Below are 25,815 nucleotides of genomic sequence, written 5' to 3' on the forward strand. Positions count from 1 at the left end.
TTAGCAAGCGGGGGCCGGAGCCCCCGCTGCGGCTTACCAGGTCTGGGTGGCCTTGAACTTCTCGATACCGGCTTTCATGCCAGCGTCGATTTCGTCGTTGAAGTCACCCTTCACGTTGATCTTCGCCATCAGTTCGGCGTGATCACGGTTGAAGTAGGCGATCAGAGCTTGCTCGAAGCTACCGACCTTGGCGACTTCTACGTCGGTCAGGAAACCACGCTCAGCGGCGTACAGCGACAGGGCCATGTCGGCGATCGACATTGGCGCGTACTGCTTCTGCTTCATCAGCTCGGTAACGCGCTGACCATGCTCCAGCTGCTTGCGGGTAGCCTCGTCCAGGTCCGAAGCGAACTGGGCGAAGGCCGCCAGTTCACGGTACTGGGCCAGGGCGGTACGGATACCACCGGACAGCTTCTTGATGATCTTGGTCTGGGCGGCACCACCAACACGGGATACCGACACACCGGCGTTAACGGCAGGACGGATGCCTGCGTTGAACATGGCCGATTCCAGGAAGATCTGACCGTCGGTGATCGAGATCACGTTGGTCGGAACGAACGCGGAAACGTCGCCAGCCTGGGTTTCGATGATCGGCAGAGCGGTCAGCGAGCCAGTCTTGCCGGTTACGGCACCGTTGGTGAACTTCTCGACGTACTCTTCGGAAACGCGCGATGCACGCTCCAGCAGACGGGAGTGGAGATAGAACACGTCGCCTGGGTACGCTTCACGTCCTGGTGGACGGCGCAGCAGCAGGGAGATCTGACGGTAGGCAACGGCCTGCTTGGACAGGTCATCGTAAACGATCAGGGCGTCTTCACCGCGGTCACGGAAGAACTCGCCCATGGTGCAGCCGGCGTACGGGGCCAGGAACTGCAGTGCGGCGGATTCCGAGGCGCTGGCAACGACCACGATGGTGTTGGCCAGGGCGCCAGCTTCTTCCAGCTTGCGAACGATGTTGGCAACGGTGGAACGCTTCTGGCCGACTGCAACATAAACACAGAAAATACCGGAGTCTTTCTGGTTGATGATGGCGTCGATGGCCATGGCGGTCTTGCCGATCTGACGGTCACCGATGATCAGCTCGCGCTGGCCACGGCCGACAGGGATCATGGCGTCGACGGACTTGTAGCCAGTCTGTACAGGCTGGTCTACCGACTTACGCCAGATCACGCCTGGAGCTACTTTCTCGACCGCGTCGGTCTGGGTGTTGCCCAGTGGACCTTTGCCGTCGATCGGGTTACCCAGTGCGTCGACGACGCGACCCAGCAGTTCCTTACCAACCGGAACTTCCAGGATGCGGCCGGTGCACTTGGCGCTCATGCCTTCGGCGAGGGTGTCATAGGCACCCAGGATCACTGCACCTACGGAGTCTTGCTCCAGGTTCAGGGCCATGCCGAATACGCTGCCAGGGAACTCGATCATTTCGCCGTACATGACGTCGGCCAGACCGTGGATCCGCACGATGCCGTCGGAAACCGAAACGACGGTACCTTCGTTACGGGCTTGGGAGCCAACATCGAGGTTGTCGATGCGGCCCTTGATGATTTCACTAATTTCGGAAGGATTGAGTTGCTGCATTGCTCTGCTGCCCCTTCAAACTCAAGATTTCAAGGCTTCGGCCAGTTTCGCGATCTTGCCGCGAACCGAACCGTCGATTACCAGGTCGCCAGCGCGGATGACGACGCCGCCAATCAGGCTGGCATCCTCCGACGCGTGCAGGCGCACTTCCTGGCCTAACCGTGCACTGAGAACCTTGGCGAGTTTGTCTTGCTGTTCTTGGTTCAACGCAAAAGCACTGGTGACTTCCACGTCCACGGATTTCTCTTGCTCGGCCTTGTACAGGTCGAACAGAGTCGAAATCTCCGGCAGAAGCAGGAGACGTTCGTTTTCCGCGGCAACATGAATGAAATTCTGTGCCTTGGCGTCAAACTTGTCACCGCACACTTCAATGAATGCGGCGGCCTTTTCTGCGCTAGTCAGTTGCGGGGCCTTGAGCAGGCGCTGCATGGTGTCGTCTTGCGACACCGCAGCAGCCAGGCCGAGCATGGCTGACCAATTGGCCAGTTGCTGATGGGCCTGGGCATGCTCGAAGGCAGCCTTAGCGTAAGGTCGGGCCAACGTGGTCAGTTCTGCCATGATCGCCCTCGCTTAAATTTCAGCGGCCAGTTTGTTAACCAGCTCCGCATGCGCGTTTTGATCGATTGTGGCGCCAAGGATCTTTTCAGCACCGCCAACGGCCAGGGCACCCACTTGGGCACGCAGGGCGTCTTTGACGCTGTTCAGTTCCTGTTCGATCTCGGCTTGAGCCTGAGCCTTCACACGGTCAGCTTCGACGCGAGCCTGTTCACGGGCTTCCTCGACAAGCTGAGCAGCGCGTTTCTTGCTTTGCTCAATGATTTCGGCTGCCTGTGCCTTCGCTTCACGCAGTTGCTGACCCGCTTTCTCTTGGGCCAGCTCCAGGTCGCGAGCTGCGCGGTTGGCAGCGTCCAAGCCGTCGGCAATCTTCTTTTGGCGCTCTTGCAGGGCAGTGATGACCGGAGGCCATACGTACTTCATGCAGAAGAGTACAAAAATCAGAAAAGCAACGGATTGGCCAATCAGGGTTGCATTAATGTTCACGCCAACACCTCGCTCGGTCTTTGTCCATCACACCAATCAACTCGTAGGAACGAGTGATTAGCCGGCGATCTGACCAACGAAGGGGTTCGCGAAGGTGAAGAACAGAGCGATACCAACACCGATCATGGTTACGGCGTCGAGCAGACCGGCAACGATGAACATTTTGACCTGCAGCATCGGAACCATTTCTGGCTGGCGAGCAGCGCCTTCCAGGAACTTGCCGCCCAGCAGGCCGAAACCAATGGCGGTACCCAGAGCACCCAGGCCGATCAGCAGAGCAACAGCGATAGCGGTCAGACCAACTACAGTTTCCATCTTTCCTCCCGACTTTTACGTCGTATTGGTTAGGTTTTTAGTTTGAAGCGGTAAAACAAATCGTTTGGTACAGCATGCCCTTGCGGACTTTTTAAGCCCTCCCCCCAAGCGGGCGGGGAAGGCTATCAGACACGCCAGGCGGTCTTAATGGTTATCTTCGTGAGCCATCGACAGGTAGACGATGGTCAGCATCATGAAGATGAAAGCTTGCAGGGTGATGATCAGGATGTGGAACACAGCCCACGCCCACTGCAGCACCACACCCAGGCCGCTGAGCCACAGCAGGCCGGAGCCGAACATCACGGCGATCAGGATGAACACCAACTCGCCGGCGTACATGTTGCCGAACAGACGCAGTGCCAGCGAGATCGGCTTGGCGATCAGGGTGACGAACTCGAGCAGGAAGTTGACCGGGATCAGCAGGATCTGCACGAAGATGTTCTTGCTGCCGAACGGGTGCAGGGTCAGCTCACCGATGAAGCCGCCCAGGCCCTTGACCTTGATGCTGTAGAAGATGATCAGGGCGAACACGCAGAAGGCCATGGCCAGGGTCGCGTTCGGGTCGGTGGTTGGCACCGCACGGAAGACAAGGTGCGGATCACCGGAGATCCAGGCCGCCGCTTTCGGAATCCAGTCGACCGGTACCAGGTCGATGGCGTTCATCATGAACACCCAGACGAAAATGGTCAGTGCCAGCGGGGCGATCACCGGGCTACGGCCGTGGAAGGAGTCCTTCACGCTGCCGTTGACGAAGTCGACCAGCACTTCAACGAAGTTCTGCAGACCGCCAGGTTGGCCGGAAGTCGCCTTCTTGGCCGCCATGCGGAAGATGAACAGGAAGATCAGACCCAGCGCGACGGACCAGCCCAGGGTGTCCACGTGGAACGCCCAGAAGCCCATTGCCTTGGCTTCTGCAGCCGAATGGGCGAAGCCCCAGCTGCCGTCTGGTAGTTGACCGTAGGTCAGGTTCTGCAAGTGGTGCTGGATATAACCCGAAGCGGTTTCTTCTGCCATGGTTGCCTCAAACGCCCTAAGGTCTCGAAAGTCTTTTATTCATCAGCAGGGGCGCGAACCAGCTGACCAAAAGGGTCAGCACGAAGACGCCGAATACTGCCAACGGCGCCAATGGCTTCACTCCTGCGAAGGTCAGTGCAAACAGCACTGCCGTCAAAATCATCTTGCCTGCCTCGCCCGCGTAGAACGACTTGACGATGGCCTGCGCCGCCCGGGCTCCGCTGAAGCGAAAAGCCTTCCAGGCGAAATACACATTGGGCAGCCAGGCAATCAATCCTCCGCAGAGGCCTGAATATCCACTGACCACCCCTTTCCACTGCCACAACACCAAGGTTGCCAGCAGCAGGACGACAAATTGAGCCAGCAGTACCGGAAAAACCGCCCAGCGATGGAAAGGCAGGCGGTTTGGCGTGCGTATTTCCATCACAACTGCTCCTCGAAAGTCGACCGCCTAGTCAGCAATGACTTGGCATAATTTGTGCCGACAAAATGCGCGCAGAGTATAGGGGTGGATTAACCCCTATTCAACTCTTCGGTAGTGATTTCCGACTGCGCGCTACAACAGGAATTGTTTCAGCGGATGTGAGCAAGCACGCCCTGCAACTCGTCAAGGGAGTTGTAGCGAATAACCAACTGGCCTTTGCCCTTGTTGCCATGGCGAATTTGTACCGCCGAGCCCAGGCGCTCTGCCAGACGCTGTTCGAGACGGGCAATGTCCGGATCAGGTTTGCTCGCCTCGACCGGCTCAGGTTTGCCATTGAGCCACTGGCGCACCAGTGCCTCGGTCTGGCGCACGGTGAGCCCGCGTGCGACAACATGACGCGCCCCTTCTTCCTGGCGATCTTCCTCGAGGCCGAGCAAGGCGCGGGCATGGCCCATCTCCAGGTCGCCGTGGGCAAGCATGGTCTTGATCGCCTCGGGCAGCGAGATCAGGCGCAACAGGTTGGCCACGGTCACCCGCGACTTGCCGACGGCGTCCGCCACCTGCTGCTGGGTCAGCTCGAACTCCTGCTGCAGGCGCTGCAGGGCCAGGGCCTCTTCCAGCGGGTTGAGGTCCTCGCGCTGGATGTTCTCGATCAGCGCCATGGCAATGGCGGCTTCGTCGGGCACTTCGCGGACCATGGCCGGAACGGTGTCCAGGCCGGCCTGCTGGGTGGCGCGCCAGCGGCGCTCACCGGCGATGATCTCGTAGCGGTTGTCGCCGATCGGGCGCACCACGATCGGTTGCATGACGCCGTGGGTGCGGATCGAGTGCGCCAGTTCCTCCAGCGCCTCGGGATCCATGTCACGGCGCGGCTGGTACTTGCCGCGCTGGATCAGCTCGACCGGCAGCTGTTGCAGTTCCTTCTGGTCGATCTTCACTGCCTGCGCCTCGAGCGCGCTGACGGAAGGACCACTGAGCAGTGCATCCAACCCACGTCCGAGACCGCGTTTCTTGATGGCCATGCGGATTCCTTAAGTTGTTTGTGCAGTGCGTGATGGACGGCGCTGACGGCGAACCAGTTCCCCGGCCAGCGCCAGATAGGCGAGCGCGCCGCGGGATTGCTTGTCGTAGGCCAGCGCCGGCATGCCGAAGCTCGGCGCCTCGGCCAGGCGGATGTTGCGCGGGATCACCGTGTCGTACAGCTGATCGCCGAAGTGTTCCTTGAGCTGCGCCGAAACATCGTTGTTCAGGCTCAGGCGCGGGTCGTACATGGTCCGCAGCAGGCCTTCGATCTTCAGCTCCGGGTTCAGCCGGGCGGCGATGCGCTTGATGTTATCCACAAGGTCGCTGAGACCTTCCAGCGCGTAGTACTCGCACTGCATGGGGATGATCACGCCATCGGAGGCGACCAGGGCGTTGAGCGTCAGCATCGACAGCGACGGCGGGCAGTCGATGAGGATGTAGTCGTAGTTCTCGCGGATCGGCGCCAGCGCGTTGCGCAGGCGGCTCTCCTTCATCTGCATCTCGAGCAGCACGACTTCCGCGGCGGTGAGGTCGCGGTTGGCCGGCAGCAACTGGAAGTTGCCGTGCTCGGAATAGTGCATGGCCTGGGCCAGGTCGCATTCCCCGATCAGCAGGTCGTACACCGAGTGCTCGAGCTCGTGTTTATCCACACCGCTGCCCATGGTGGCGTTGCCCTGTGGATCGAGGTCGATCAGCAGCACGCGACGCTTGGTCGCGGCCAGCGATGCGGCGAGATTGATGCAGGTGGTGGTCTTGCCCACACCACCCTTCTGGTTCGCGATTGCGAATACCTTAGCCATTGTTGCGTGTGTTCCCAGTCATGCCTTGCGGCGCAGTATCAGCAGATGGCGCTGGCCCTGGCAACCTGGAACGGTCAGGGCCTGCTCGCTTTCCACTGTGAAGTCTGCGGGCAATGCTACCAGTTCGTCGGCAGGATGCAGCCCCTTCATTGCAAGCCATTGCGTGCGGGCGTCACCCAGGTGGCGGGTCCAGTTGGTGAAATTCTCCATGCTGCTGAAGGCCCGGGAAATGATCCCGCAGAACGGCTGCTCGGGCTGGACCTCTTCCACCCGGCTGTGGATAACCGTGAGGTTGTCCAGTTTCAGTTCCATCTTCACCTGGGTCAGGAAGCGGGTCTTCTTGCCGTTGCTGTCCAGCACCGTCACCTGCTTGTGCGGATGCAGGATGGCCAGCGGAATGCCCGGCATGCCGCCGCCGCTGCCGACATCCAGCCAGCGCTGGGTGTCATTGTGGATAAACGGCATGACACTCAGGCTGTCGAGCAGGTGGCGCGAGACCATCTCGTCCGGGTCGCGCACCGCGGTCAGGTTGTAGGCCTTGTTCCATTTGATCAACAGGGCCAGGTAGCCCAGCAGCGATTCGTGCTGCTGCGCGCTCAGCTCGACACCGAGCTGGCGCGCACCTGTGGACAACTCTTCGGCGTGTTGCGGGGTGACCGGGGAACTCAAGCGCTTTGCTCCAATTCGCGGCCTGCGCCGCGTTTTTTCAAGTGAATCAGCAACAGGGAAATCGCCGCCGGGGTAACACCCGGAATGCGCGAAGCCTGGCCCAGGGTCTCCGGGCGGGTCTGCCCGAGCTTGCCCTGGATCTCCTTGGACAGGCCGGAAATCGTGGTGTAGTCGATATCCACAGGCAGGCGCGTGTCCTCGCTGGCGCGCAGACGGGCGATCTCTTCCTGTTGGCGGTCGATGTAGCCGGCGTACTTGGTCTTGATCTCGACCTGTTCGGCGACCTGTGGATCGATCACTTCACCGCCGGTCGCCTCGATCAAGCCAGCGTAGTCGACTTCCGGACGGGCAAGCAGGTTGAGCAGGCTGTATTCGTGGGCCAGCGGCGTGCCGAACTTATCCACAATGGCCTGGCCCTGCGGCGTGCCCGGGCGGACCCAGGTGCTCTTCAGGCGTTGTTCCTCACGCTCGATACCTTCGCGCTTGGCGCAGAACGCAGCCCAGCGCTGGTCGTCGACCAGGCCCAATTCGCGGCCTTTCTCGGTCAGGCGCAGGTCGGCGTTGTCTTCGCGCAGGATCAGCCGGTATTCGGCGCGCGAGGTGAACATGCGATACGGCTCCTGGGTCCCCAAGGTGATCAGGTCGTCAACCAGCACGCCGATGTAGGCCTCGTCGCGGCGCGGACACCAGCTTTCACGGCCCTGGGCACGCAGAGCAGCGTTGGTCCCGGCCAGCAGGCCCTGGGCGCCGGCCTCTTCGTAACCGGTGGTGCCGTTGATCTGGCCGGCGAAGAACAGGCCGCCGATGACCTTGGTCTCGAGGCTGTACTTCAGGTCGCGCGGGTCGAAGTAGTCGTACTCGATGGCGTAGCCCGGGCGGACGATGTGGGCGTTTTCCATGCCGCGGATCGAGCGGACGATCTCCAACTGCACGTCGAACGGCAGCGAGGTGGAAATACCGTTGGGATACAGCTCGTGGGTGGTCAGGCCTTCCGGCTCGATGAACACCTGGTGGCTTTCCTTGTCGGCGAAGCGATGGATCTTGTCCTCGATCGACGGGCAGTAGCGCGGGCCGATGCCTTCGATCACGCCCGAGTACATCGGCGAACGGTCGAGGTTCGAGGCGATGATCTCGTGGGTGCGGGCGTTGGTGTGGGTGATCCAGCAGCTGACCTGGCGCGGATGCATCTGGGCATTGCCCATGAACGACATCACCGGGATCGGCGTGTCGCCCGGCTGCTCGGTCATCACCGAGAAGTCCACGGAACGGCCATCGATGCGCGGTGGCGTGCCGGTCTTCAGCCGGCCGACGCGCAACGGCAGTTCACGCATGCGCTGGGCCAGGGCGTTGGCGGGCGGATCGCCGGCGCGACCACCGGAGTAGTTCTGCAGACCGATGTGGATAAGTCCGCCGAGGAAGGTGCCGCTGGTCAGGACCACGGAATCGGCGAAGAAGCGCAGACCCATTTGCGTGACAACGCCCTTGACCTGGTCCTGCTCGACGATCAGGTCATCGCACGACTGCTGGAATATCCACAGGTTCGGCTGGTTTTCCAGGATTTCGCGCACCACCGCCTTGTAGATGGCGCGGTCGGCCTGCGCACGGGTGGCGCGTACGGCCGGCCCCTTGCGGTTGTTCAGGATGCGGAACTGGATGCCGCTCTTGTCGGTGGCCAACGCCATGGCGCCGCCGAGCGCATCGATTTCCTTGACCAGGTGGCTCTTGCCGATGCCGCCGATAGCCGGGTTGCAACTCATATGACCGAGGGTTTCCACGTTGTGGGTCAGCAGCAGGGTTTTCACACCCATGCGTGCGGACGCAAGCGCAGCCTCGGTACCGGCATGGCCGCCGCCGATGACGATCACTTCAAAACGGGAAGGGAAATCCACCACGCACCTCGTGCCTGTTTTTGCGAATAGAGAAGGTAAGCGGACAAGTATAGGGACTTACCGCCCTTCAAAGAAACCTTCTGAGCAAAAAATGAGCAGGCTGTGGATGAGTGGCAGGCAAAAGAAAACAAAGAGGAAAAATTTAAAAAAGCTTTGTTTTTATGTTTATGTTTAGGCAGCTATCCACATGTGGATAAGTGACCTAAGCCCTTTAACTGCGTAGCTTTTACGGAATCATAACCCTGTGGCGTAGTAGGCCTGGGGGTTCTGGATAACGGCGTGTAACCTGTGGATTAAAGTGTCGCTTACCCACAGGAGGGTTTGTCCTCAGAAAAAAAGGCCAGTTATCAACGGAGCTGATGCCGAGTTTTCCACAGAGCTCCTGAGCCTGAGATCTCATCTGTGGATGACGTCTTGGCAGCGGGCCTACAGATACCGCAGGCCAAGCCGGCGCTCGCCCTACCCGAATCACAGGCAAAAAAAAGCCGCTCCAGACAGGAGCGGCCTTGGTATCGAAGGGCAGTGGACTATTTACCGATGCAGAAGCTCGAGAAAATCCTGCCAAGCAGGTCGTCCGAACTGAACGCCCCGGTGATTTCACCCAACGCTTGCTGTGCCTGGCGCAGATCCTCTGCCAGCAGCTCTCCGGCGCCCGCCAGGGTCAGCTGTGCCCGACCATGCTCCAGGTGCTCGCTGGCATGGCGCAGCGCTTCCAGGTGCCGGCGACGGGCGCTGAAGCTGCTCTCCGCAGTCTGTTCATACCCCATGCAGGCCTTGAGGTGGTCACGCAGCAGATCCAGCCCCATATCGTCTTCGCGGGCACTCAGGGTAATGGTTACGTGCCCATCGTCACTCTGCTCCATGCCGACATGCTCACCGCTCAAGTCGGCCTTGTTACGGATGAGTGTGACTTTTGCCACATCTGGCCGTTGGTCCAGGAACTCCGGCCACAGCGCAAAGGGGTCACTGGCTTCCGGTGCGGTCGAGTCGACGACCAGCAGCACTCGATCGGCCTCGCCGATAGCCTTGAGCGCCCTTTGCACCCCGATCTTTTCCACATGGTCATCGGTATCGCGCAGACCGGCGGTATCGACCACATGCAACGGCATGCCATCGATGTGGATATGTTCGCGCAGGATGTCCCGGGTAGTGCCGGCGATATCGGTGACGATCGCAGCCTCGCGTCCGGCCAGCTGGTTGAGCAGGCTCGATTTGCCGGCGTTCGGCCGGCCAGCGATGACCACGGTCATGCCGTCACGCAACAAGGCGCCCTGCCCGGCTTCACGCTGCACTGTGGACAACTCGCTGCGCACATCATCGAGCATGCGCAACACATGGCCGTCGGCGAGGAAGTCGATTTCTTCTTCGGGGAAGTCGATTGCGGCCTCGACGTAGATGCGCAAGGCAATCAGCGCCTCGGTCAGCCCATGCACGCGCTTGGAGAACGCTCCCTGCAGAGAACGCAGGGCATTACGGGCAGCTTGCGTGGAGCTGGCTTCGATCAGGTCAGCGATGGCTTCGGCCTGGGCCAGGTCGAGCTTGTCGTTGAGGAACGCACGCTCGCTGAACTCGCCCGGACGTGCCAACCGGCAGCCCAGTTGCAGGCAACGCTGCAGCAGCATGTCCATGACCACCGGCCCCCCGTGGCCCTGCAGCTCCAGCACGTCTTCGCCGGTGAAGGAGTTCGGCCCGGGGAAGAACAGCGCGATACCTTCGTCCAGGACCAGGCCATCGGCATCACGGAACGGGCCATAGTGGGCATGGCGCGGGGTCAGCGTGCGGCCGGTAAAGGCCTGCCCGGCCTGGCTGGCCAGTGGCCCGGACAAGCGGACGATGCCGACCCCGCCGCGGCCCTGGGCGGTAGCGATAGCGGCGATGGTTTCACGCACAGTGTTCATGCTCGAAAGCCTCTACAACGAATTCGTCAGATAGCAAAAACGCCCCACTAGGGGGCGTTTTTATTCACAGGCAAACAGGCTTGCCCGTCAAGCGGCAGCTTTCTTGGTCGCTGCCTCGATACTGCGGGTGATGTACCACTGCTGTGCGATCGACAGGCAGTTGTTCACAACCCAGTACAGCACCAGACCGGCCGGGAACCACAGGAAGAAGAAGGTGAAGATGATCGGCATCATTTTCATCACCTTGGCCTGCATCGGATCCGGCGGGGTCGGGTTCAGACGCTGCTGGATGAACATGGTGGCGCCCATGATGATCGGCAGGATGAAGAACGGATCCTTGATCGACAGGTCGGTGATCCACAGCATCCACGGGGCCTGGCGCATCTCTACGCTTTCCAGCAGTACCCAGTACAGGGCCAGGAACACCGGCATCTGCACCAGGATCGGCAGGCAGCCGCCCAGCGGGTTGATCTTCTCTTTCTTGTACAGCTCCATCATCGCCTGGGACATCTTCTGGCGATCGTCACCGAAGCGTTCCTTGAGCTGCGCCAGTTTCGGCGCCACGGCACGCATGCGCGCCATCGAGCGGTAGCTGGCGGCCGACAGCGGGAAGAACAGGCCTTTGATCAGCATGGTCAGGACGATAATCGACCAGCCCCAGTTGCCGAGCAGGCTGTGGATATGTTGCAGCAGCCAGAAGATCGGCTGGGCGATGAACCACAGGAAGCCGTAGTCAACGGTCAGTTCCAGGCCTGGGGACAGTTCCTTGAGCTTGGACTGGATCTTCGGACCGGCATACAGCATGGCGCTGGTTTCGACTTTGCCGCCGGCAGGGACGTCAAGCGCAGGGCCGGTGAAGCCGATGATGTAGTTGCCCTGGCTGTCCTTGCGGGTCTGGACGGCGTTGTTGTCCGACTTGCTCGGGATCCAGGCGGTCACGAAGTAGTGCTGCAGCCAGGCGACCCAGCCGCCGGTTACATTTTCTTTCAAATTGCCCTTGTCGATGTCTTTCATCGACACTTTCTTGTACGGCTCGGAAGCTGTCCACAGGGCGGCGCCCAGGTAGGTGGCCGTACCGGTGGCAGTGCTCGACGACGGATCGGAGCTGGCGTCGCGCTTGAGCTGGGCAAACATGTTGCCGCTCCAGGCCTGGCCGCTCTGGTTGTCGATCAGGTAGCTGACGGTCAGGTCGTACTCACCGCGCTTGAAGCTGAAGCGCTTGATGTAGTTGACGCCGTTCTCGCTGAACTTCAGGTCGACGGACAGTTGGTCCTGACCGTCGGCAAGCTGGAAGCTCTTCTGTTCGGCGGCGTACAGCGGGCGACCAGTGGAGCGGGCGTCCGGGCCGTTGGTGCCGGTCAGGCCGCTCTGGGCCAGGTACACACGCTCGCTGCCGTTGTCGAACAGCTGGAACGGAATGTCCGGATGGTCCTGGCGACGTGGGTACTTCGGCAGGTTCAGCTGGACGATGTCACCACCGACCGGGTCGATAGCCAGGTCCAGGACATCGGTCTTGATCCGGATCAGGTCCTTGCTGACCGCGACCGGCGCCAGTTCAGCAGGGCTGGATTCAGCATTGGCGCTCGGCACATCGGCGCTTGCACCGGAGTTGCCGGCCGGCACGGTGTCCGGCAGGGCCGGGGCAGCATTGCTGGCAGCAGCATTCTGAGTCGGCAGGGCAGCCTGGCCATAGTCCTGGTTCCATTTGAGGACCATGACATAGGACACGATTGCCAGGGCGACGATCAGGATCGTGCGTTTAATATCCATGATTACTCGGCTATCGAAGAAGTTCGGGAGGAAGGAGCAGGTGGAACGGGATCGAAACCGCCGTCGTTCCACGGATGACAACGCCCCAGGCGACGAACGGCCAGCCACCCACCACGCATGAGGCCATGATTTTCGATGGCTTCATAGGCGTAACAGGAACAGCTGGGATAGAAACGACAGTGACTGGCCATCAGTGGACTGATGGCGTAACGGTAGAACTGGATCGGAACGAGGGCCAGTTTACGCATTGTGACTGTCTACCCCTGCGGAATCGGCGACCGCTGGAGAGGGCCGACTGCGGACCAGTCGCTTCCAGAGCTTGCCAAAGTGTTGGTGCAATTCTGGGTTTTCCACTTCGCCCAACCCCTTGCGTGCAACGATCACGATATCCAGTCCAGCCAACATCTGCTGGTTCAACCGGAACGAATCGCGCATCAGGCGTTTCAGGCGATTGCGTTGAACGGCGAGCTTGACGCTCTTCTTGCCGATCACCAGGCCGAGGCGTGGATGATCGAGGCCGTTCTCGCGGGCAAGGATAAGCAGGTTTTTCCCTGGAACCTTGCCGGTTGGGGAGTCGAAGACCGCTTTGAAATGCCGGGGTGTAAGCAGTCGCTTGTCCCGACTGAAGTCCTGACTCACCACCTGTGCCGAAAAATCAAATGGCCAGACGCTTACGGCCTTTGGCACGGCGACGCGACAGAACAGCACGGCCGTTCTTGGTAGCCATACGGGCACGGAAACCGTGGGTGCGGGCGCGCTTGATGGTGCTTGGTTGGAAAGTACGTTTCATGGCGTGTTACCTGGGTTGGTCGACAACGGGCCGGAAGGGCCCCCTTTTTAAGAGATCGGCGATTCTAGAGAAAGCAAGCCGATAGGTCAATTTCCAACCAGCCTTTCCTTATGGAAGGTCGAGCCAGGTCGATGGGCGTCATGTCGACCTGGCTAACCTGAAAGCGGGCAAATCAAAAAAACAGAAGAGGCATATAAAAAGCTTTTCTGAAGAACTTATAGAGCTTAGGTGGATAACCTTCTGTGGATAACCTACTACAGGCCACGATTCACGGTATGTACAGAAAATCACAACCTTGTCGGTAAGGGGTGTTCTGTCTGTGTCCCACATGAGGAAAACCTGTGCGGGAACAGGTGGTTTATCCACAGATGATTTATCCACAGATCTGAACCCAGGGTTGTGCATAGCCCACAAGTGCCGTTATCCACAGGGCTTATCAACAGTACGTGGAGGGTGTTCAAGTCGTTTTTTGGCGGATTTACCCTGATAGTGGGTGGCGTCACGTGTGGATAACTGACCGCCCGCCCGGTACAATGGCGGTTTGTTTTTGCCTCATCCGGCTTTCAACTCAGGGGATATCCGTGTCAGTGGAACTTTGGCAGCAGTGCGTGGAGCTTCTGCGCGATGAGCTGCCTGCCCAGCAATTCAACACCTGGATCCGTCCGCTACAGGTCGAAGCCGAAGGCGACGAGTTGCGCGTCTATGCGCCCAACCGCTTCGTGCTCGACTGGGTCAATGAAAAGTACCTTGGCCGCCTGCTCGAACTGCTGGGTGAACAGGGCAGCGGTATCGCACCTGCCCTTTCCTTATTAATAGGCAGCCGTCGCAGTTCCGCAGCCCGTGCTGCACCCAACGCCCCTGTCAGTGCCGCCGTCGCGGCAACCCTTGCGCAACAGGCGCAGGTGCAGCAGCCAGCGCCCGTACTCGAGCCTGTCAGCGCACCCGTGGTGGAGCCGGCACAGGTTGCCGAAGTCGAGGAACCCTCTTCGCGTGACAGCTTCGACAGCATGGCCGAGATCGCGACCGCTCCGGTTGCCAGCGGTCGCACCGAGCAGCGCACGGTGCAGGTCGAGGGTGCCCTGAAGCACACCAGCTACCTAAACCGCACCTTCACCTTCGAAACCTTCGTCGAAGGCAAGTCGAACCAACTGGCTCGCGCTGCGGCCTGGCAGGTTGCCGACAACCCCAAGCACGGCTACAACCCACTGTTCCTTTATGGTGGCGTCGGCCTGGGTAAGACGCACTTGATGCACGCTGTGGGTAACCACCTGCTGAAGAAGAACCCGAACGCCAAGGTGGTCTACCTGCATTCGGAGCGTTTCGTCGCCGACATGGTCAAGGCGCTGCAGCTGAACGCGATCAACGAATTCAAACGCTTCTACCGTTCGGTCGATGCGTTGCTGATCGACGACATCCAGTTCTTCGCCCGCAAGGAGCGTTCCCAGGAAGAGTTTTTCCACACCTTCAACGCCCTGCTCGAGGGTGGCCAGCAGGTGATCCTCACCAGCGACCGCTACCCGAAGGAAATCGAAGGCCTGGAAGAGCGCCTGAAGTCCCGCTTCGGCTGGGGCCTGACGGTGGCCGTCGAGCCGCCGGAGCTGGAAACCCGCGTGGCGATCCTGATGAAGAAGGCCGACCAGGCCAAGGTCGAGCTGCCGCACGATGCCGCGTTCTTCATCGCCCAGCGTATCCGCTCCAACGTGCGTGAGCTCGAAGGCGCCCTGAAGCGGGTGATTGCCCACTCGCACTTCATGGGCCGCGACATCACCATCGAGCTGATCCGTGAGTCGCTCAAGGATCTGCTGGCGCTGCAGGACAAGCTGGTCAGTGTGGATAACATCCAGCGCACCGTGGCCGAGTACTACAAGATCAAGATCTCCGATCTGCTGTCCAAGCGACGTTCGCGCTCCGTGGCGCGTCCTCGCCAGGTAGCCATGGCGTTGTCGAAAGAGCTGACCAACCACAGTCTGCCGGAGATCGGCGACATGTTCGGCGGCCGCGACCACACCACCGTGCTGCACGCCTGCCGCAAGATCAACGAATTGAAGGAATCCGACGCGGACATCCGCGAGGACTACAAGAACCTGCTGCGCACGCTGACGACCTGATGGCCGTCTGCGCAGCTAATTGAAGGCAAGGGACTAGACCATGCATTTCACCATTCAACGCGAAGCCCTGTTGAAACCCCTGCAACTGGTCGCAGGCGTCGTCGAGCGCCGCCAGACCTTGCCGGTCCTGTCCAACGTCCTGCTGGTCGTGCAAGGCCAGCAGCTGTCGTTGACCGGTACCGACCTGGAAGTCGAACTGGTTGGCCGCGTCCAGCTGGAAGAGCCTGCGGAGCCGGGCGAGATCACCGTTCCGGCGCGCAAGCTGATGGACATCTGCAAGAGCCTGCCCAGCGATGTGCTGATCGACATCAAGGTCGACGAGCAGAAGCTGCTGGTCAAGGCCGGCCGCAGCCGTTTCACCCTGTCCACCCTGCCGGCCAATGACTTCCCGACTGTGGAAGAAGGCCCGGGCTCGCTGACCTGCAACCTGGAACAGAGCAAGCTGCGCCGCCTGATCGAGCGCACCAGCTTCGCCATGGCCCAGCAGGATGTGCGCTACTACCTCAACGGCATGCTGCTGGAAGTGTCCACCGACACCCTGCGCGCCGTCGCCACCGATGGCCACCGTCTGGCGCTGTGCGCCATGCAGGCACCGATCGGCCAGGCTGAGCGTCACCAGGTCATCGTGCCGCGCAAGGGTATCCTCGAGCTGGCGCGTCTGCTCACCGATCCGGAAGGCATGGTCAGCATCGTCCTGGGCCAGCATCACATTCGCGCCACCACTGGTGAGTTCACCTTCACCTCGAAGCTGGTCGACGGCAAGTTCCCGGACTACGAGCGCGTCCTGCCCAAGGGCGGCGACAAGCTGGTGATCGGTGATCGCCAGGCGCTGCGCGAGGCATTCAGCCGTACCGCGATCCTGTCCAACGAGAAGTACCGCGGCATCCGTCTGCAACTGGCCGCCGGCCAGCTGAAGATCCAGGCCAACAACCCGGAGCAGGAAGAAGCGGAAGAAGAAATCAGCGTCGACTACAACGGCAGCTCGCTGGAGATCGGTTTCAACGTCAGCTACCTGCTGGATGTGCTGGGCGTCATGACCACCGAACAGGTTCGCCTGATTCTGTCCGACTCCAACAGCAGCGCCCTGCTGCAGGAAGCCGGCAATGACGACTCGTCCTACGTTGTCATGCCGATGCGTCTGTAATCCATAGCAGGCGACATGTCTCTTCGACGTCTCTCGGTCACCGCGGTGCGCAACCTGCACCCGGTGACCCTCTCACCCTCCCCCCGCATCAACATCCTTTACGGCGCCAACGGCAGCGGCAAGACCAGCGTGCTCGAAGCCGTGCACCTGCTGGGGCTCGCCCGCTCGTTCCGAAGCACCCGGTTGAACCCGGTGATTCAGTACGAGCAGCCGACCTGCACCGTGTTCGGTCAGGTCGAACTGGCTGAAGGCGGTACTAGCAACCTGGGTGTTTCTCGGGAGCGTCAGGGTGATTTCACCATCCGTATCGACGGACAGAATGCGCGCAGCGCCGCGCAACTGGCCGAGATGCTGCCCCTGCAACTGATCAACCCGGACAGTTTTCGCCTGCTCGAAGGTGCGCCCAAGGTACGCCGGCAGTTCCTCGATTGGGGCGTGTTCCACGTGGAACCCCGCTTCATGGCGACCTGGCAGCGCCTGCAGAAGGCCCTGCGGCAGCGGAACTCATGGCTGCGGCATGGTACACTTGATGCCGTTTCGCAAGCCGCCTGGGATCGGGAGTTATGTCTCGCCAGTGCGGAAATAGATGAATACCGTCGCAACTACATCAAGGCCTTGAAGCCTGTCTTCGAGCGTACCCTGAGCGAGCTGGTCGAACTGGACGGGCTGACCCTGAGCTACTACCGAGGCTGGGACAAGGACCGGGAACTCAACGAAGTCCTCGCAACCTCTCTCCTTCGCGATCAGCAGATGGGCCATACCCAGGCCGGGCCACAACGTGCCGATCTGCGCCTGCGATTGGGCGCGAACAACGCGGCCGACATCCTCTCGCGAGGGCAACAGAAGCTGGTGGTCTGTGCCTTGCGCATCGCCCAGGGACACCTGGTCAGCCAGGTTCGTCGCGGTCAGTGTATTTATCTGGTGGATGACCTGCCGTCCGAGTTGGACGAGCAGCACCGCCGCGCCCTGTGCCGCTTGCTTGAAGAATTGAACTGCCAGGTGTTCATCACCTGTGTAGACCACGAATTTCTGAGGGAAGGCTGGCAGACGGAAACGCCAGTCGCCTTGTTCCACGTGGAACAAGGCCGTATCACCCAGACCCACGACCATCGGGAGTGAAGGCATGAGCGAAAATCAAACGTACGACTCCTCCAGCATCAAGGTGCTGAAAGGGCTGGATGCCGTACGCAAGCGTCCCGGCATGTACATTGGCGACACCGATGACGGCAGCGGCCTGCACCACATGGTATTCGAGGTGGTCGACAACTCGATCGACGAAGCCCTGGCCGGGCACTGCGATGACATCACCGTCATCATTCACCCGGACGAATCCATCAGCGTCCGTGACAACGGCCGCGGTATTCCGGTCGACGTGCATAAAGAAGAAGGCGTTTCCGCGGCCGAGGTCATCATGACCGTGTTGCACGCCGGCGGTAAGTTCGACGACAACTCCTACAAGGTATCCGGCGGTCTGCACGGCGTAGGTGTGTCGGTGGTGAACGCCCTGTCCGAGCAACTGGTGCTCACCGTTCGTCGTAGCGGCAAGATCTGGGAACAGACCTATGTCCATGGTGTGCCCCAGGCGCCGATGGCGGTCGTCGGTGAAAGCGAAACCACCGGTACCCACATTCACTTCAAGCCTTCGGCTGAAACCTTCAAGAACATCCACTTCAGCTGGGACATTCTCGCCAAGCGTATCCGCGAGCTTTCGTTCCTGAACTCGGGCGTTGGCATCCTGCTGAAGGATGAGCGCAGCGGCAAGGAAGAGTTCTTCAAGTACGAAGGCGGCCTGCGTGCATTCGTTGAATACCTGAACACCAACAAGACCCCGGTCAACTCCCAGGTCTTCCACTTCAACGTCCAGCGTGACGATGGCGTGGGTGTCGAAGTCGCCCTGCAGTGGAACGACAGCTTCAACGAAAACCTGCTGTGCTTCACCAACAACATTCCCCAGCGCGACGGTGGTACCCACCTGGTCGGCTTCCGTTCCTCGCTGACCCGTAGCCTGAACAGCTACATCGAGCAGGAAGGCCTGGCGAAGAAGAACAAGGTCGCCACCACCGGTGACGACGCCCGTGAAGGCCTGACCGCGATCATCTCGGTCAAGGTGCCGGATCCGAAGTTCAGCTCGCAGACCAAGGACAAGCTGGTGTCCTCGGAGGTGAAGACCGCCGTGGAACAGGAGATGAACAAGTACTTCGCCGACTTCCTGTTGGAGAACCCCAACGAAGCCAAGGCGGTGGTCGGCAAGATGATCGACGCTGCCCGTGCCCGTGAAGCGGCGCGTAAAGCCCGTGAGATGACTCGCCGCAAAGGCGCGCTGGACATCGCCGGCCTGCCGGGCAAACTGGCCGACTGCCAGGAGAAGGACCCTGCCCTTTCCGAACTGTACCTGGTGGAGGGTGACTCCGCAGGTGGTTCGGCCAAGCAAGGCCGTAACCGTCGTACCCAGGCGATCCTGCCGCTCAAGGGCAAGATCCTCAACGTCGAGAAAGCGCGCTTCGACAAGATGATCTCTTCCCAGGAGGTCGGCACGCTGATCACCGCACTGGGTTGTGGCATCGGCCGCGAAGAGTACAACATCGACAAGCTGCGTTATCACAACATCATCATCATGACCGATGCTGACGTCGACGGTTCGCACATCCGTACCCTGCTGCTGACCTTCTTCTTCCGTCAGCTGCCGGAGCTGGTCGAGCGTGGCTACATCTATATCGCCCAGCCGCCGCTGTACAAGGTGAAGAAAGGCAAGCAGGAGCAGTACATCAAGGACGACGAGGCCATGGAAGAGTACATGACCCAGTCGGCCCTGGAAGATGCCAGCCTGCACCTGGACGAGTCCGCGCCAGCCGTTTCCGGCGTACAGCTTGAGGCGCTGGTCAACGAATTCCGCGCCGTGATGAAGACCCTCAAGCGTCTGTCGCGCCTGTACCCGGAAGAGCTGACCGAGCACTTCATCTACCTACCAAAGGTTTCCCTGGAGCAACTGGCCGATAAGGCGCAGATGGATGTTTGGCTGAAGGCGTTCCAGCAGCGTCTGGATAATAGCCAGCGTTCTGGTCTGGCTTACAAGGCTGACTTGCACGAGGACAAGGAGCGCAACCTCTGGCTGCCTGTCGTTGAAACGACCTCCCATGGTTTGGCCAGCTATGTCACCTTCAACCGTGATTTCTTCGGTAGCAATGACTACAAGACAGTCGTTGCCCTGGGTGAAAAGCTGGGTACCTTGCTGGGCGACGGCGCCTATGTTCAGCGTGGCGAACGTCGCAAGGCGGTCACCGAGTTCAAGGAAGCCCTCGACTGGCTGATGAACGAGAGCACCAAGCGCCACACCATCCAGCGATACAAAGGGCTGGGTGAGATGAACCCGGACCAGCTGTGGGAAACCACCATGGACCCGACCGTGCGCCGCATGCTCAAGGTTACTATCGAGGACGCGATTGCCGCCGACCAGCTGTTCAACACCCTGATGGGGGATGCAGTCGAGCCGCGTCGCGACTTCATCGAAAGCAACGCGTTGTCGGTGTCCAACCTGGACTTCTGATTAGCGGACAGTACAAAAAAGCCAATCCTTAGGGATTGGCTTTTTTTTGCCTACGCAAATGTTCCACGTGGAACTATGAAATTCCCAGAGCCTTCAGCCGGCGGTACAACGTGCGTTCGCTCATCCCAAGATGATCGGCCAACTCGCTACGGGAGCCATTAAAGGTTTCCAAGGCATGGGCCAGGTCGGCCATCTCGTTCCTGCCCCGTCCCCGTGAACCTGCCGGCTTTGCGGCCGGGTACATATCTTCTGGAAAATGCTCAGGGCGGATCAGACCGTCATCCGTGAACAGCCGGGCGCGTTCCAGAATGTTCCTGAGTTCACGGATGTTGCCGGGGAAGGTGTGCAGGTTCAGCTGCTCGAGCGCCTCAGGCGTAAGCTTTGGCGACTGTTTGCCGGCCATGCGTTGCAGCAGGCTCTCACAGAGCAACGGTAAATCCTCGACTCGCTCGCGTAGTGACGGCAGGCGAATCGGGAATCCGCTGATGCGGTAATACAGGTCTTCGCGGAACGTCCCCTCGGCAGCCATCTCTTTCAATGGCTTGTGCGTGGCCGAGACCAGGCGAAAGTCCGAATGGACCGTGCGCGTGCTGCCGACCGGGCGGAAGCTGCCGGACTCGATCAGGCGCAGCAGTTTCACCTGCATGGCCAGCGGTACCTCACCGATCTCATCGAGGAACAGGGTGCCACCGTGAGCGGCTTCGGCCAGGCCGATCTTGCGTTGAGTCGCTCCAGTGAAGGCGCCCTTCTCATAGCCGAACAGTTCACTCTCGAACAACGACTCGGTCAGCCCGGTGCAGTCCACCACCACCAGGGGGCCATTGGCTCGTGGGCTGCCCAGGTGCAAGGCGCGGGCGAACAGCTCCTTGCCTGTGCCCGATTCGCCCTGGAGCAACACTGGAATCTGCGCGGGGGCTGCGCGCTGCAAACTGGCCACGGCGGACTTGAAGGCTGGTGCCCGGCCAACCAGTCCTTGTTGTTGAGGTTGTGCCGATGCCAGGGTGACGCTGGTCAGGCGTTCGACGAAGGCCACCACCCTGCCCTCGTCATCGAGGATTGGGCGCAGCTCCACATCCACATGTTCCGGCCCCCGCGGGGTGTGATGGATGTGCAGCACGCGCTCGGGCACCTTGCTGTCCAGCGACTTGCGCAGCGGGCAATGTTCCCCGGCCTGGTCGCAAGGCACGGCATAGTGGTGCGAGACCCGGTGGCATTTTTCACCGATCGGCGCGTGCTCCTCGTTGCCGAACTGGCGACGGTACGCCGCGTTGGCAGCCAGGATGTTGTAGTCAGTATCCAGCACGATACTGGGCAGCACATCGTGTTCGAGATAGGACACCAGCGCGAGGATCGCGGGATGGGAAGCGGCTAGCATGACAGCACCAGATGAAGGACCTGGCGAGGGTAGCAAGGACTGCCAAACACTGCCATCGGCTGACAGTCGACTGCCAGGAACTGTCACCTTCGGATTGCTCGTATAGGGGCTGCTGCGCAGCCCATCGCGGCACGAGGCCGCTCCTACAGGGGAAGGCGTCCTATCTGAAAGGCTGGCATGTATCTTGATAAAGCACCCTTCACTGCCTATGCCTTCAAGGAGGCCCGGTGGATAACTGGAGAGTGCAATGATCATCGGCAACAACCTTCACGTTGAAGAATTCTTCGACAAGGCGACCTGGACCATCAGCTACCTGGTCATGGATGGCGAGACCCGCCAATGCGCGCTGATCGACAGCGTGCTGGACTACGACCCCAAGTCCGGGCGCACCTGCACCGATTCGGCGGACAAGCTGATCGCCTGCGTCGAGGCGCTGGGCGCCAAGGTGCAATGGATTCTGGACACCCATGTGCACGCCGACCATCTGTCGGCGGCGGCCTACCTCAAGGAGCGGCTTGGCGGCAGCATCGCGATCGGTGCGCAGATCACCCAGGTACAGAAAGTCTTCGGCACCTTGTTCAACGCCGAGCCGGGTTTTGCCCGCGACGGCAGCCAGTTCGACGTCCTGTTCGAAGATGAAGAGGGATTTCGCATCGGCAACCTGCATGCCCGTGCCCTACACACCCCAGGACATACCCCGGCGTGCATGAGCTACATGGTCGAGGATGCGGGCGAGACCGCCGTGTTCGTCGGCGACACCTTGTTCACCCCCGACTATGGCACCGCCCGTTGCGACTTTCCGGGCGCCAGCGCGCGAACCCTGTACCAGTCGATCCGTCGCCTGCTCGCCTTCCCCGACAAGACCCGGCTGTTCATGTGCCACGACTACCTGCCCGGTGGCCGTGAGCTGCGCTTCGTCACCACCGTGGCCGAGCAACGCGCCGACAACATCCATATCCATGAAGGGGTCAGCGAAGACAGCTTCGTGCAGATGCGCGAAGCCCGTGACAAGACCCTCGACATGCCCGTGCTGATCCTGCCGTCGGTGCAGATCAACATGCGCAGCGGGCAATTCCCCGAACCTGAAGCCAACGGTGTGAGCTACCTGAAGATCCCGCTGAACAAGCTGTAAGCCACGCCGTACCCATAATGAGATTTCCAAGGAACACCGCCATGCCTGCCTTGCTGTCCCCTGTCGATTCCTCCCGTGCCGACCACCACAAGGTGGTGATCGTCGGCGCCGGTGCCGCCGGTATCGCCACCGCCTCCAGCTTGATCGCCCGTGACCCGTCGCTGGACATTGCCCTGATCGACCCCGCCGACGTGCACTACTACCAGCCTGGCTGGACCATGGTCGGTGCCGGTGTTTTCAAGGCGCCGAGCACCGCCCAGACCATGGCGGCCACCCTGCCCCGTGGCGTGCGCTGGATCAAGGCACGGGTGGAGGGCTTCGACCCTCAGGGGCAACTGGTGGTGCTCGAGGACGGGCGTGCGGTCAGCTATGAGCAACTGGTGGTCTGCCCGGGATTGAAACTCGATTGGAACGCCATCGAGGGTTTGAGCGAGACCCTCGGACGCAACGGTGTCACCTCCAACTACCGCTACGACCTGGCGCCCTACACCTGGCAACTGGTACAGAACCTCAAGCAGGGGCGCGCCCTCTTCACCCAGCCGCCGATGCCGATCAAATGCGCCGGGGCGCCGCAGAAGGCGTTGTACCTGTCCTGCGATCACTGGTTGCGCAACGGGCACCTGGGCAATGTCAGGGCCAGCTTCTTCAATGCCGGGGCGGTGCTGTTCGGCGTACCGGACTATGTGCCAGCACTGATGAGCTACATCGACAAGTACGGCGTGGACCTGAACTACCAGCATCGTCTGACGGCGGTGGATGGTCCGAACAAGCTCGCCACGTTCATTCGTACCCTCCCCGACGGCAGCACCGAGACCCGGGTCGAGGCCTTCGACATGCTGCATGTGGTGCCGCCCCAGGTGGCGCCTGACTTCATCCGTCAGAGCCCGCTGGCCGATGCGGCGGGCTGGGTGGATGTCGACCCGCATACCTTGCGTCATCGCCAGTTCGGCAATGTCCATGCGCTGGGTGACGTGGTCAATACCAGCAACGCCAAGACCGCTGCCGCCGCCCGCAAGCAGGCACCGGTGGTGGCCAACAATGTGCTGGTGGCACTCGGTCGCCTGTCGACCCTGGCCCAGTACGATGGCTACGGCTCCTGCCCGTTGACGGTCGAGCGCGGCAAGATCGTCCTGGCCGAGTTCACCTATGGCGGCAAGGTGGCGCCGAGCTTCCCGCGCTGGCTGCTCGATGGCCGAAAGCCAACCCGCCTGGCCTGGTTGCTCAAGGCGCAGATCCTGCCGCCGCTGTACTGGAAGGCCATGCTCAAGGGTCGCGAGTGGCTGGCCCGGCCGCAACCTCTGGTGGTCGAGGCGCAGCAGTGATCGAACACCAACTGCTGGGCGCCGGGCTCGGCGCGGTCATTGGCGCGGTGCTGGCCCTGACCGGCGCCGGCGGTGGCATCCTGGCGGTGCCGCTGCTGGTGTTCGGCCTGGGACTGAGCATGGTCGAGGCGGCGCCGATCGGCCTGCTGGCCGTAGGGCTGGCGGCGTCGGTCGGTGCGGTGCTCGGCCTGCGCCAGGGATTGGTGCGCTACCGGGCGGCCGCGTTCATCGCGGTGATCGGGATTGCCTGCGCGCCGTTCGGCCTGATGCTCGCCCATCGTTTGCCCAACACGCCGTTGGCCTTGGTGTTCGCCGGGGTGCTGGTGTACGCCTGCCTGCGGATCTGGCGCAAGGCGGCGCGTGAACTGCGTGGCGAGTCGCCCTGTGGGGAGCGGGAGATCATGCCCTGCGTGCTCAACCCGCTGCAGGGGCGCTTGCGCTGGACCCTGCCCTGCGCCCGGGCACTGGCGTTCACCGGGATGCTGTCGGGGTTGCTATCCGGCCTGTTGGGGGTCGGTGGTGGATTCGTGATCATCCCGGCGCTGAACCGCTATACCAACCTGAACATGAAAAGCATCGTCGCCACCTCGCTGGCGGTGATCGCCCTGGTGTCCACCGGCAGCGTGGTCAGCGCCAGCGTGGCGGGGGTGATGCACTGGTGGGTCGGGGCGCCGTTTGCCGTGGGGGCGGTGCTGGGCCTGCTGCTGGCGCGGCCGTTGGCGAGCAAGCTGGCTGGCCCGCGCCTGCAGCAGCTGTTCGCCGTGGTGGGCTGTGGCGCTGCGGTACTGTTGGCTGGCAAGGCGCTACTCGGCTAGCAACTCGTCCTGCTCGGCGGCGCACAGTGCCAGTAGGTAGTCCCACACCACTCGCAGGCGTACCGACTTGTGCAGCTCGCGGCGGGTGCAGATCCAGTAGCTGCGCTGGATGGTCTCGCTGGGCAGCACACGCACCAGCTTCGGATCGTGGCGGGCCATGTAGTTGGGCAGCACGGCGATGCCCAGACCGGCCTGGGCGGCATGCTGCTGGGCGATCACGCTGGTGCTGCGGAAAACCACGTTGGGTGCCCGGCAGAAACTGTTGAGGAACAGCAGCTCCTGGCTGAACAGCAGGTCGTCGACATAGCCGATCCAGCTGTGCCGGGCCAGGTCTTCGCGGCTGTGCAGCGGTGGCGCGCGGTCCAGGTAGTCCTGGCTGGCATACAGGGCAAGGCGGTAGTCGGTGAGCTTGCGGGTGATCAGCAGGTCGGCGTTGGGACGTTCCAGGTGGATGCTGATCTCGGCTTCGCGGTTGAGGATGCTGACGAACCGCGGCACCGCCACCAGCTCCACTTCGAGCCCCGGGTAGCGCTGGAACAAGGCCTTCATGCGCGGGGTGAAGAACATGATGCCGATGCCTTCGGTCACCCCAAGGCGGATCTTGCCCAGTGGCGTGATGGCCTGGGTGATTTCTTCCTGCGCCAGCAGGGCGACGTTCTCCATGGCTTCGGCGTGCTTGAGCAGGGCCTGGCCGGAAGGCGTGAGTTCGTAGCCCTGAGCGTGCTGGACGAACAGCGCGGTACCCAGGTGCTTTTCGATGCTCTCGATATGCCGGGCCACGGTGCTGTGGGTGGTGTTGAGGCGCTTGGCGGCGGTAAGCAGGCGGCCGCTGCGCTGCAACTCGAGGAAAAACCGCAGATCGTTCCAGTCGAACATGCTGATCCTTTTGCCTTTCGGATGCCGCAGATCCCTGTGTAGGAGCGGCCTTGTGCCGCGATGGGCCGCATAGCGGCCCCAACTCATGCATGCGGTATTTCAGGTACACCGCGTTTGCATTATCAGGGCCGCTATGCGGCCCATCGCGGCACAAGGCCGCTCCTACACAGGGATTCGTGCTGGGCATTGGCGCTGTGCTAAAACGCACAACGGCTGCGCGAAATCTCGTGTTTCCTCAGCGAAATTAATCAATAAGATGGATCGGGACAAGAATAATAATCAGGCGCG

Annotated in this window: 24 protein-coding genes; 7 read left to right on the forward strand and 17 right to left on the reverse strand. The window is 61.2% G+C overall.

Features of this window, described 5'->3' with window-relative positions:
• Positions 1 to 33: 33 nt before the first annotated feature.
• The 15 genes from atpA to rpmH all read right to left on the reverse strand — a co-directional run bounded on the left by atpA (position 34) and on the right by rpmH (position 13,211).
• Positions 34 to 1,578: a F0F1 ATP synthase subunit alpha gene (atpA, locus tag V0R62_RS07715; protein ID WP_050707597.1), complete on the reverse strand. Its 1,545-nt coding sequence runs from the start codon at positions 1,576 to 1,578 to the stop codon at positions 34 to 36.
• Positions 1,579 to 1,599: 21 nt separating this feature from the next.
• Entirely contained in the window at positions 1,600 to 2,136 is a 537-nt protein-coding gene (locus V0R62_RS07720; RefSeq protein ID WP_023628561.1) for a F0F1 ATP synthase subunit delta, read from the reverse strand.
• A 12-nt stretch (positions 2,137 to 2,148) separates the two neighbouring features.
• Complete coding sequence (locus V0R62_RS07725) at positions 2,149 to 2,619, reverse strand: F0F1 ATP synthase subunit B (protein ID WP_023383136.1); 471 nt, start codon at positions 2,617 to 2,619, stop codon at positions 2,149 to 2,151.
• Positions 2,620 to 2,676: 57 nt separating this feature from the next.
• Positions 2,677 to 2,934 carry a F0F1 ATP synthase subunit C gene (gene atpE / locus V0R62_RS07730; RefSeq protein ID WP_003097235.1) on the reverse strand — a complete coding sequence of 86 codons (258 nt, stop codon included), beginning with the start codon at positions 2,932 to 2,934 and terminating at the stop codon, positions 2,677 to 2,679.
• Positions 2,935 to 3,078: 144 nt separating this feature from the next.
• Positions 3,079 to 3,948, reverse strand: coding sequence for a F0F1 ATP synthase subunit A (atpB, locus tag V0R62_RS07735; protein ID WP_046857652.1), 870 nt, complete (start codon positions 3,946 to 3,948; stop codon positions 3,079 to 3,081).
• A gap of 16 nt (positions 3,949 to 3,964) precedes the next feature.
• Entirely contained in the window at positions 3,965 to 4,372 is a 408-nt protein-coding gene (locus V0R62_RS07740; RefSeq protein WP_011536507.1) for a F0F1 ATP synthase subunit I, read from the reverse strand.
• A 149-nt stretch (positions 4,373 to 4,521) separates the two neighbouring features.
• On the reverse strand, positions 4,522 to 5,394 hold the full coding sequence (locus V0R62_RS07745; protein WP_011536508.1) for a ParB/RepB/Spo0J family partition protein: 873 nt from the start codon (positions 5,392 to 5,394) through the stop codon (positions 4,522 to 4,524).
• 9 nt (positions 5,395 to 5,403) lie between these two features.
• Positions 5,404 to 6,195 carry a ParA family protein gene (locus V0R62_RS07750; protein ID WP_028690024.1) on the reverse strand — a complete coding sequence of 264 codons (792 nt, stop codon included), beginning with the start codon at positions 6,193 to 6,195 and terminating at the stop codon, positions 5,404 to 5,406.
• 18 nt (positions 6,196 to 6,213) lie between these two features.
• The gene (gene rsmG, locus V0R62_RS07755) at positions 6,214 to 6,864 is read right to left on the reverse strand and encodes a 16S rRNA (guanine(527)-N(7))-methyltransferase RsmG (protein WP_050707600.1); all 651 of its coding nucleotides are present in this window, start codon (positions 6,862 to 6,864) and stop codon (positions 6,214 to 6,216) included.
• Positions 6,861 to 8,753 carry a tRNA uridine-5-carboxymethylaminomethyl(34) synthesis enzyme MnmG gene (gene mnmG, locus V0R62_RS07760; protein WP_330103324.1) on the reverse strand — a complete coding sequence of 631 codons (1,893 nt, stop codon included), beginning with the start codon at positions 8,751 to 8,753 and terminating at the stop codon, positions 6,861 to 6,863. The genes rsmG and mnmG overlap by 4 nt, the downstream gene beginning before the upstream one ends.
• Before the next feature lie 527 nt (positions 8,754 to 9,280).
• Positions 9,281 to 10,651, reverse strand: coding sequence for a tRNA uridine-5-carboxymethylaminomethyl(34) synthesis GTPase MnmE (gene mnmE / locus V0R62_RS07765; protein WP_330103325.1), 1,371 nt, complete (start codon positions 10,649 to 10,651; stop codon positions 9,281 to 9,283).
• A gap of 87 nt (positions 10,652 to 10,738) precedes the next feature.
• On the reverse strand, positions 10,739 to 12,421 hold the full coding sequence (yidC, locus tag V0R62_RS07770) for a membrane protein insertase YidC (protein WP_050707603.1): 1,683 nt from the start codon (positions 12,419 to 12,421) through the stop codon (positions 10,739 to 10,741).
• Positions 12,422 to 12,423: 2 nt separating this feature from the next.
• On the reverse strand, positions 12,424 to 12,669 hold the full coding sequence (gene yidD, locus V0R62_RS07775) for a membrane protein insertion efficiency factor YidD (protein WP_084855254.1): 246 nt from the start codon (positions 12,667 to 12,669) through the stop codon (positions 12,424 to 12,426).
• Positions 12,662 to 13,063 carry a ribonuclease P protein component gene (gene rnpA, locus V0R62_RS07780; RefSeq protein ID WP_011536515.1) on the reverse strand — a complete coding sequence of 134 codons (402 nt, stop codon included), beginning with the start codon at positions 13,061 to 13,063 and terminating at the stop codon, positions 12,662 to 12,664. Before rnpA ends, yidD begins: the two co-directional genes overlap by 8 nt.
• A gap of 13 nt (positions 13,064 to 13,076) precedes the next feature.
• Complete coding sequence (gene rpmH / locus V0R62_RS07785; RefSeq protein WP_003253163.1) at positions 13,077 to 13,211, reverse strand: 50S ribosomal protein L34; 135 nt, start codon at positions 13,209 to 13,211, stop codon at positions 13,077 to 13,079.
• A gap of 581 nt (positions 13,212 to 13,792) precedes the next feature.
• Between rpmH and dnaA the strand changes: the two genes are divergently transcribed.
• The 4 genes from dnaA to gyrB are packed head-to-tail and all read left to right on the forward strand — an operon-like array spanning position 13,793 to position 20,007.
• Positions 13,793 to 15,319 (forward strand): chromosomal replication initiator protein DnaA, encoded by a 1,527-nt coding sequence (gene dnaA, locus V0R62_RS07790; RefSeq protein WP_198742543.1) that lies wholly within the window; start codon positions 13,793 to 13,795, stop codon positions 15,317 to 15,319.
• A gap of 40 nt (positions 15,320 to 15,359) precedes the next feature.
• Positions 15,360 to 16,463 carry a DNA polymerase III subunit beta gene (gene dnaN, locus V0R62_RS07795; RefSeq protein WP_050707605.1) on the forward strand — a complete coding sequence of 368 codons (1,104 nt, stop codon included), beginning with the start codon at positions 15,360 to 15,362 and terminating at the stop codon, positions 16,461 to 16,463.
• A gap of 15 nt (positions 16,464 to 16,478) precedes the next feature.
• Positions 16,479 to 17,582: a DNA replication/repair protein RecF gene (gene recF / locus V0R62_RS07800; protein ID WP_028690032.1), complete on the forward strand. Its 1,104-nt coding sequence runs from the start codon at positions 16,479 to 16,481 to the stop codon at positions 17,580 to 17,582.
• A gap of 4 nt (positions 17,583 to 17,586) precedes the next feature.
• Positions 17,587 to 20,007 (forward strand): DNA topoisomerase (ATP-hydrolyzing) subunit B, encoded by a 2,421-nt coding sequence (gene gyrB, locus V0R62_RS07805; RefSeq protein ID WP_110736126.1) that lies wholly within the window; start codon positions 17,587 to 17,589, stop codon positions 20,005 to 20,007.
• Between the two features lie 73 nt (positions 20,008 to 20,080).
• On the opposite strand, the gene V0R62_RS07810 is transcribed toward gyrB, so the two are convergent.
• Positions 20,081 to 21,382, reverse strand: a complete 1,302-nt coding sequence (locus V0R62_RS07810; RefSeq protein ID WP_330103326.1) for a sigma-54 interaction domain-containing protein — start codon at positions 21,380 to 21,382, stop codon at positions 20,081 to 20,083.
• 247 nt (positions 21,383 to 21,629) lie between these two features.
• On the opposite strand from V0R62_RS07810, the gene V0R62_RS07815 reads away from it, so the two are divergent.
• Genes V0R62_RS07815 through V0R62_RS07825 form a run of 3 tightly spaced genes read left to right on the forward strand, consistent with a single transcriptional unit; the run spans position 21,630 to position 24,651 of the window.
• Positions 21,630 to 22,514, forward strand: a complete 885-nt coding sequence (locus V0R62_RS07815; protein ID WP_330103327.1) for an MBL fold metallo-hydrolase — start codon at positions 21,630 to 21,632, stop codon at positions 22,512 to 22,514.
• Between the two features lie 41 nt (positions 22,515 to 22,555).
• On the forward strand, positions 22,556 to 23,836 hold the full coding sequence (locus tag V0R62_RS07820) for an NAD(P)/FAD-dependent oxidoreductase (RefSeq protein WP_330103328.1): 1,281 nt from the start codon (positions 22,556 to 22,558) through the stop codon (positions 23,834 to 23,836).
• Positions 23,833 to 24,651, forward strand: coding sequence for a sulfite exporter TauE/SafE family protein (locus V0R62_RS07825; RefSeq protein WP_330103329.1), 819 nt, complete (start codon positions 23,833 to 23,835; stop codon positions 24,649 to 24,651). Before V0R62_RS07820 ends, V0R62_RS07825 begins: the two co-directional genes overlap by 4 nt.
• Here the strand turns inward: V0R62_RS07825 and V0R62_RS07830 are convergent.
• Positions 24,640 to 25,527 carry a LysR family transcriptional regulator gene (locus V0R62_RS07830; RefSeq protein WP_050707612.1) on the reverse strand — a complete coding sequence of 296 codons (888 nt, stop codon included), beginning with the start codon at positions 25,525 to 25,527 and terminating at the stop codon, positions 24,640 to 24,642. The two genes, V0R62_RS07825 and V0R62_RS07830, sit on opposite strands and share 12 nt — an antisense overlap.
• Positions 25,528 to 25,815 lie beyond the last annotated feature (288 nt).

The organism is Pseudomonas carassii, assembly GCF_036324045.1.
Taxonomy (GTDB): domain Bacteria; phylum Pseudomonadota; class Gammaproteobacteria; order Pseudomonadales; family Pseudomonadaceae; genus Aquipseudomonas; species Aquipseudomonas peradeniyensis.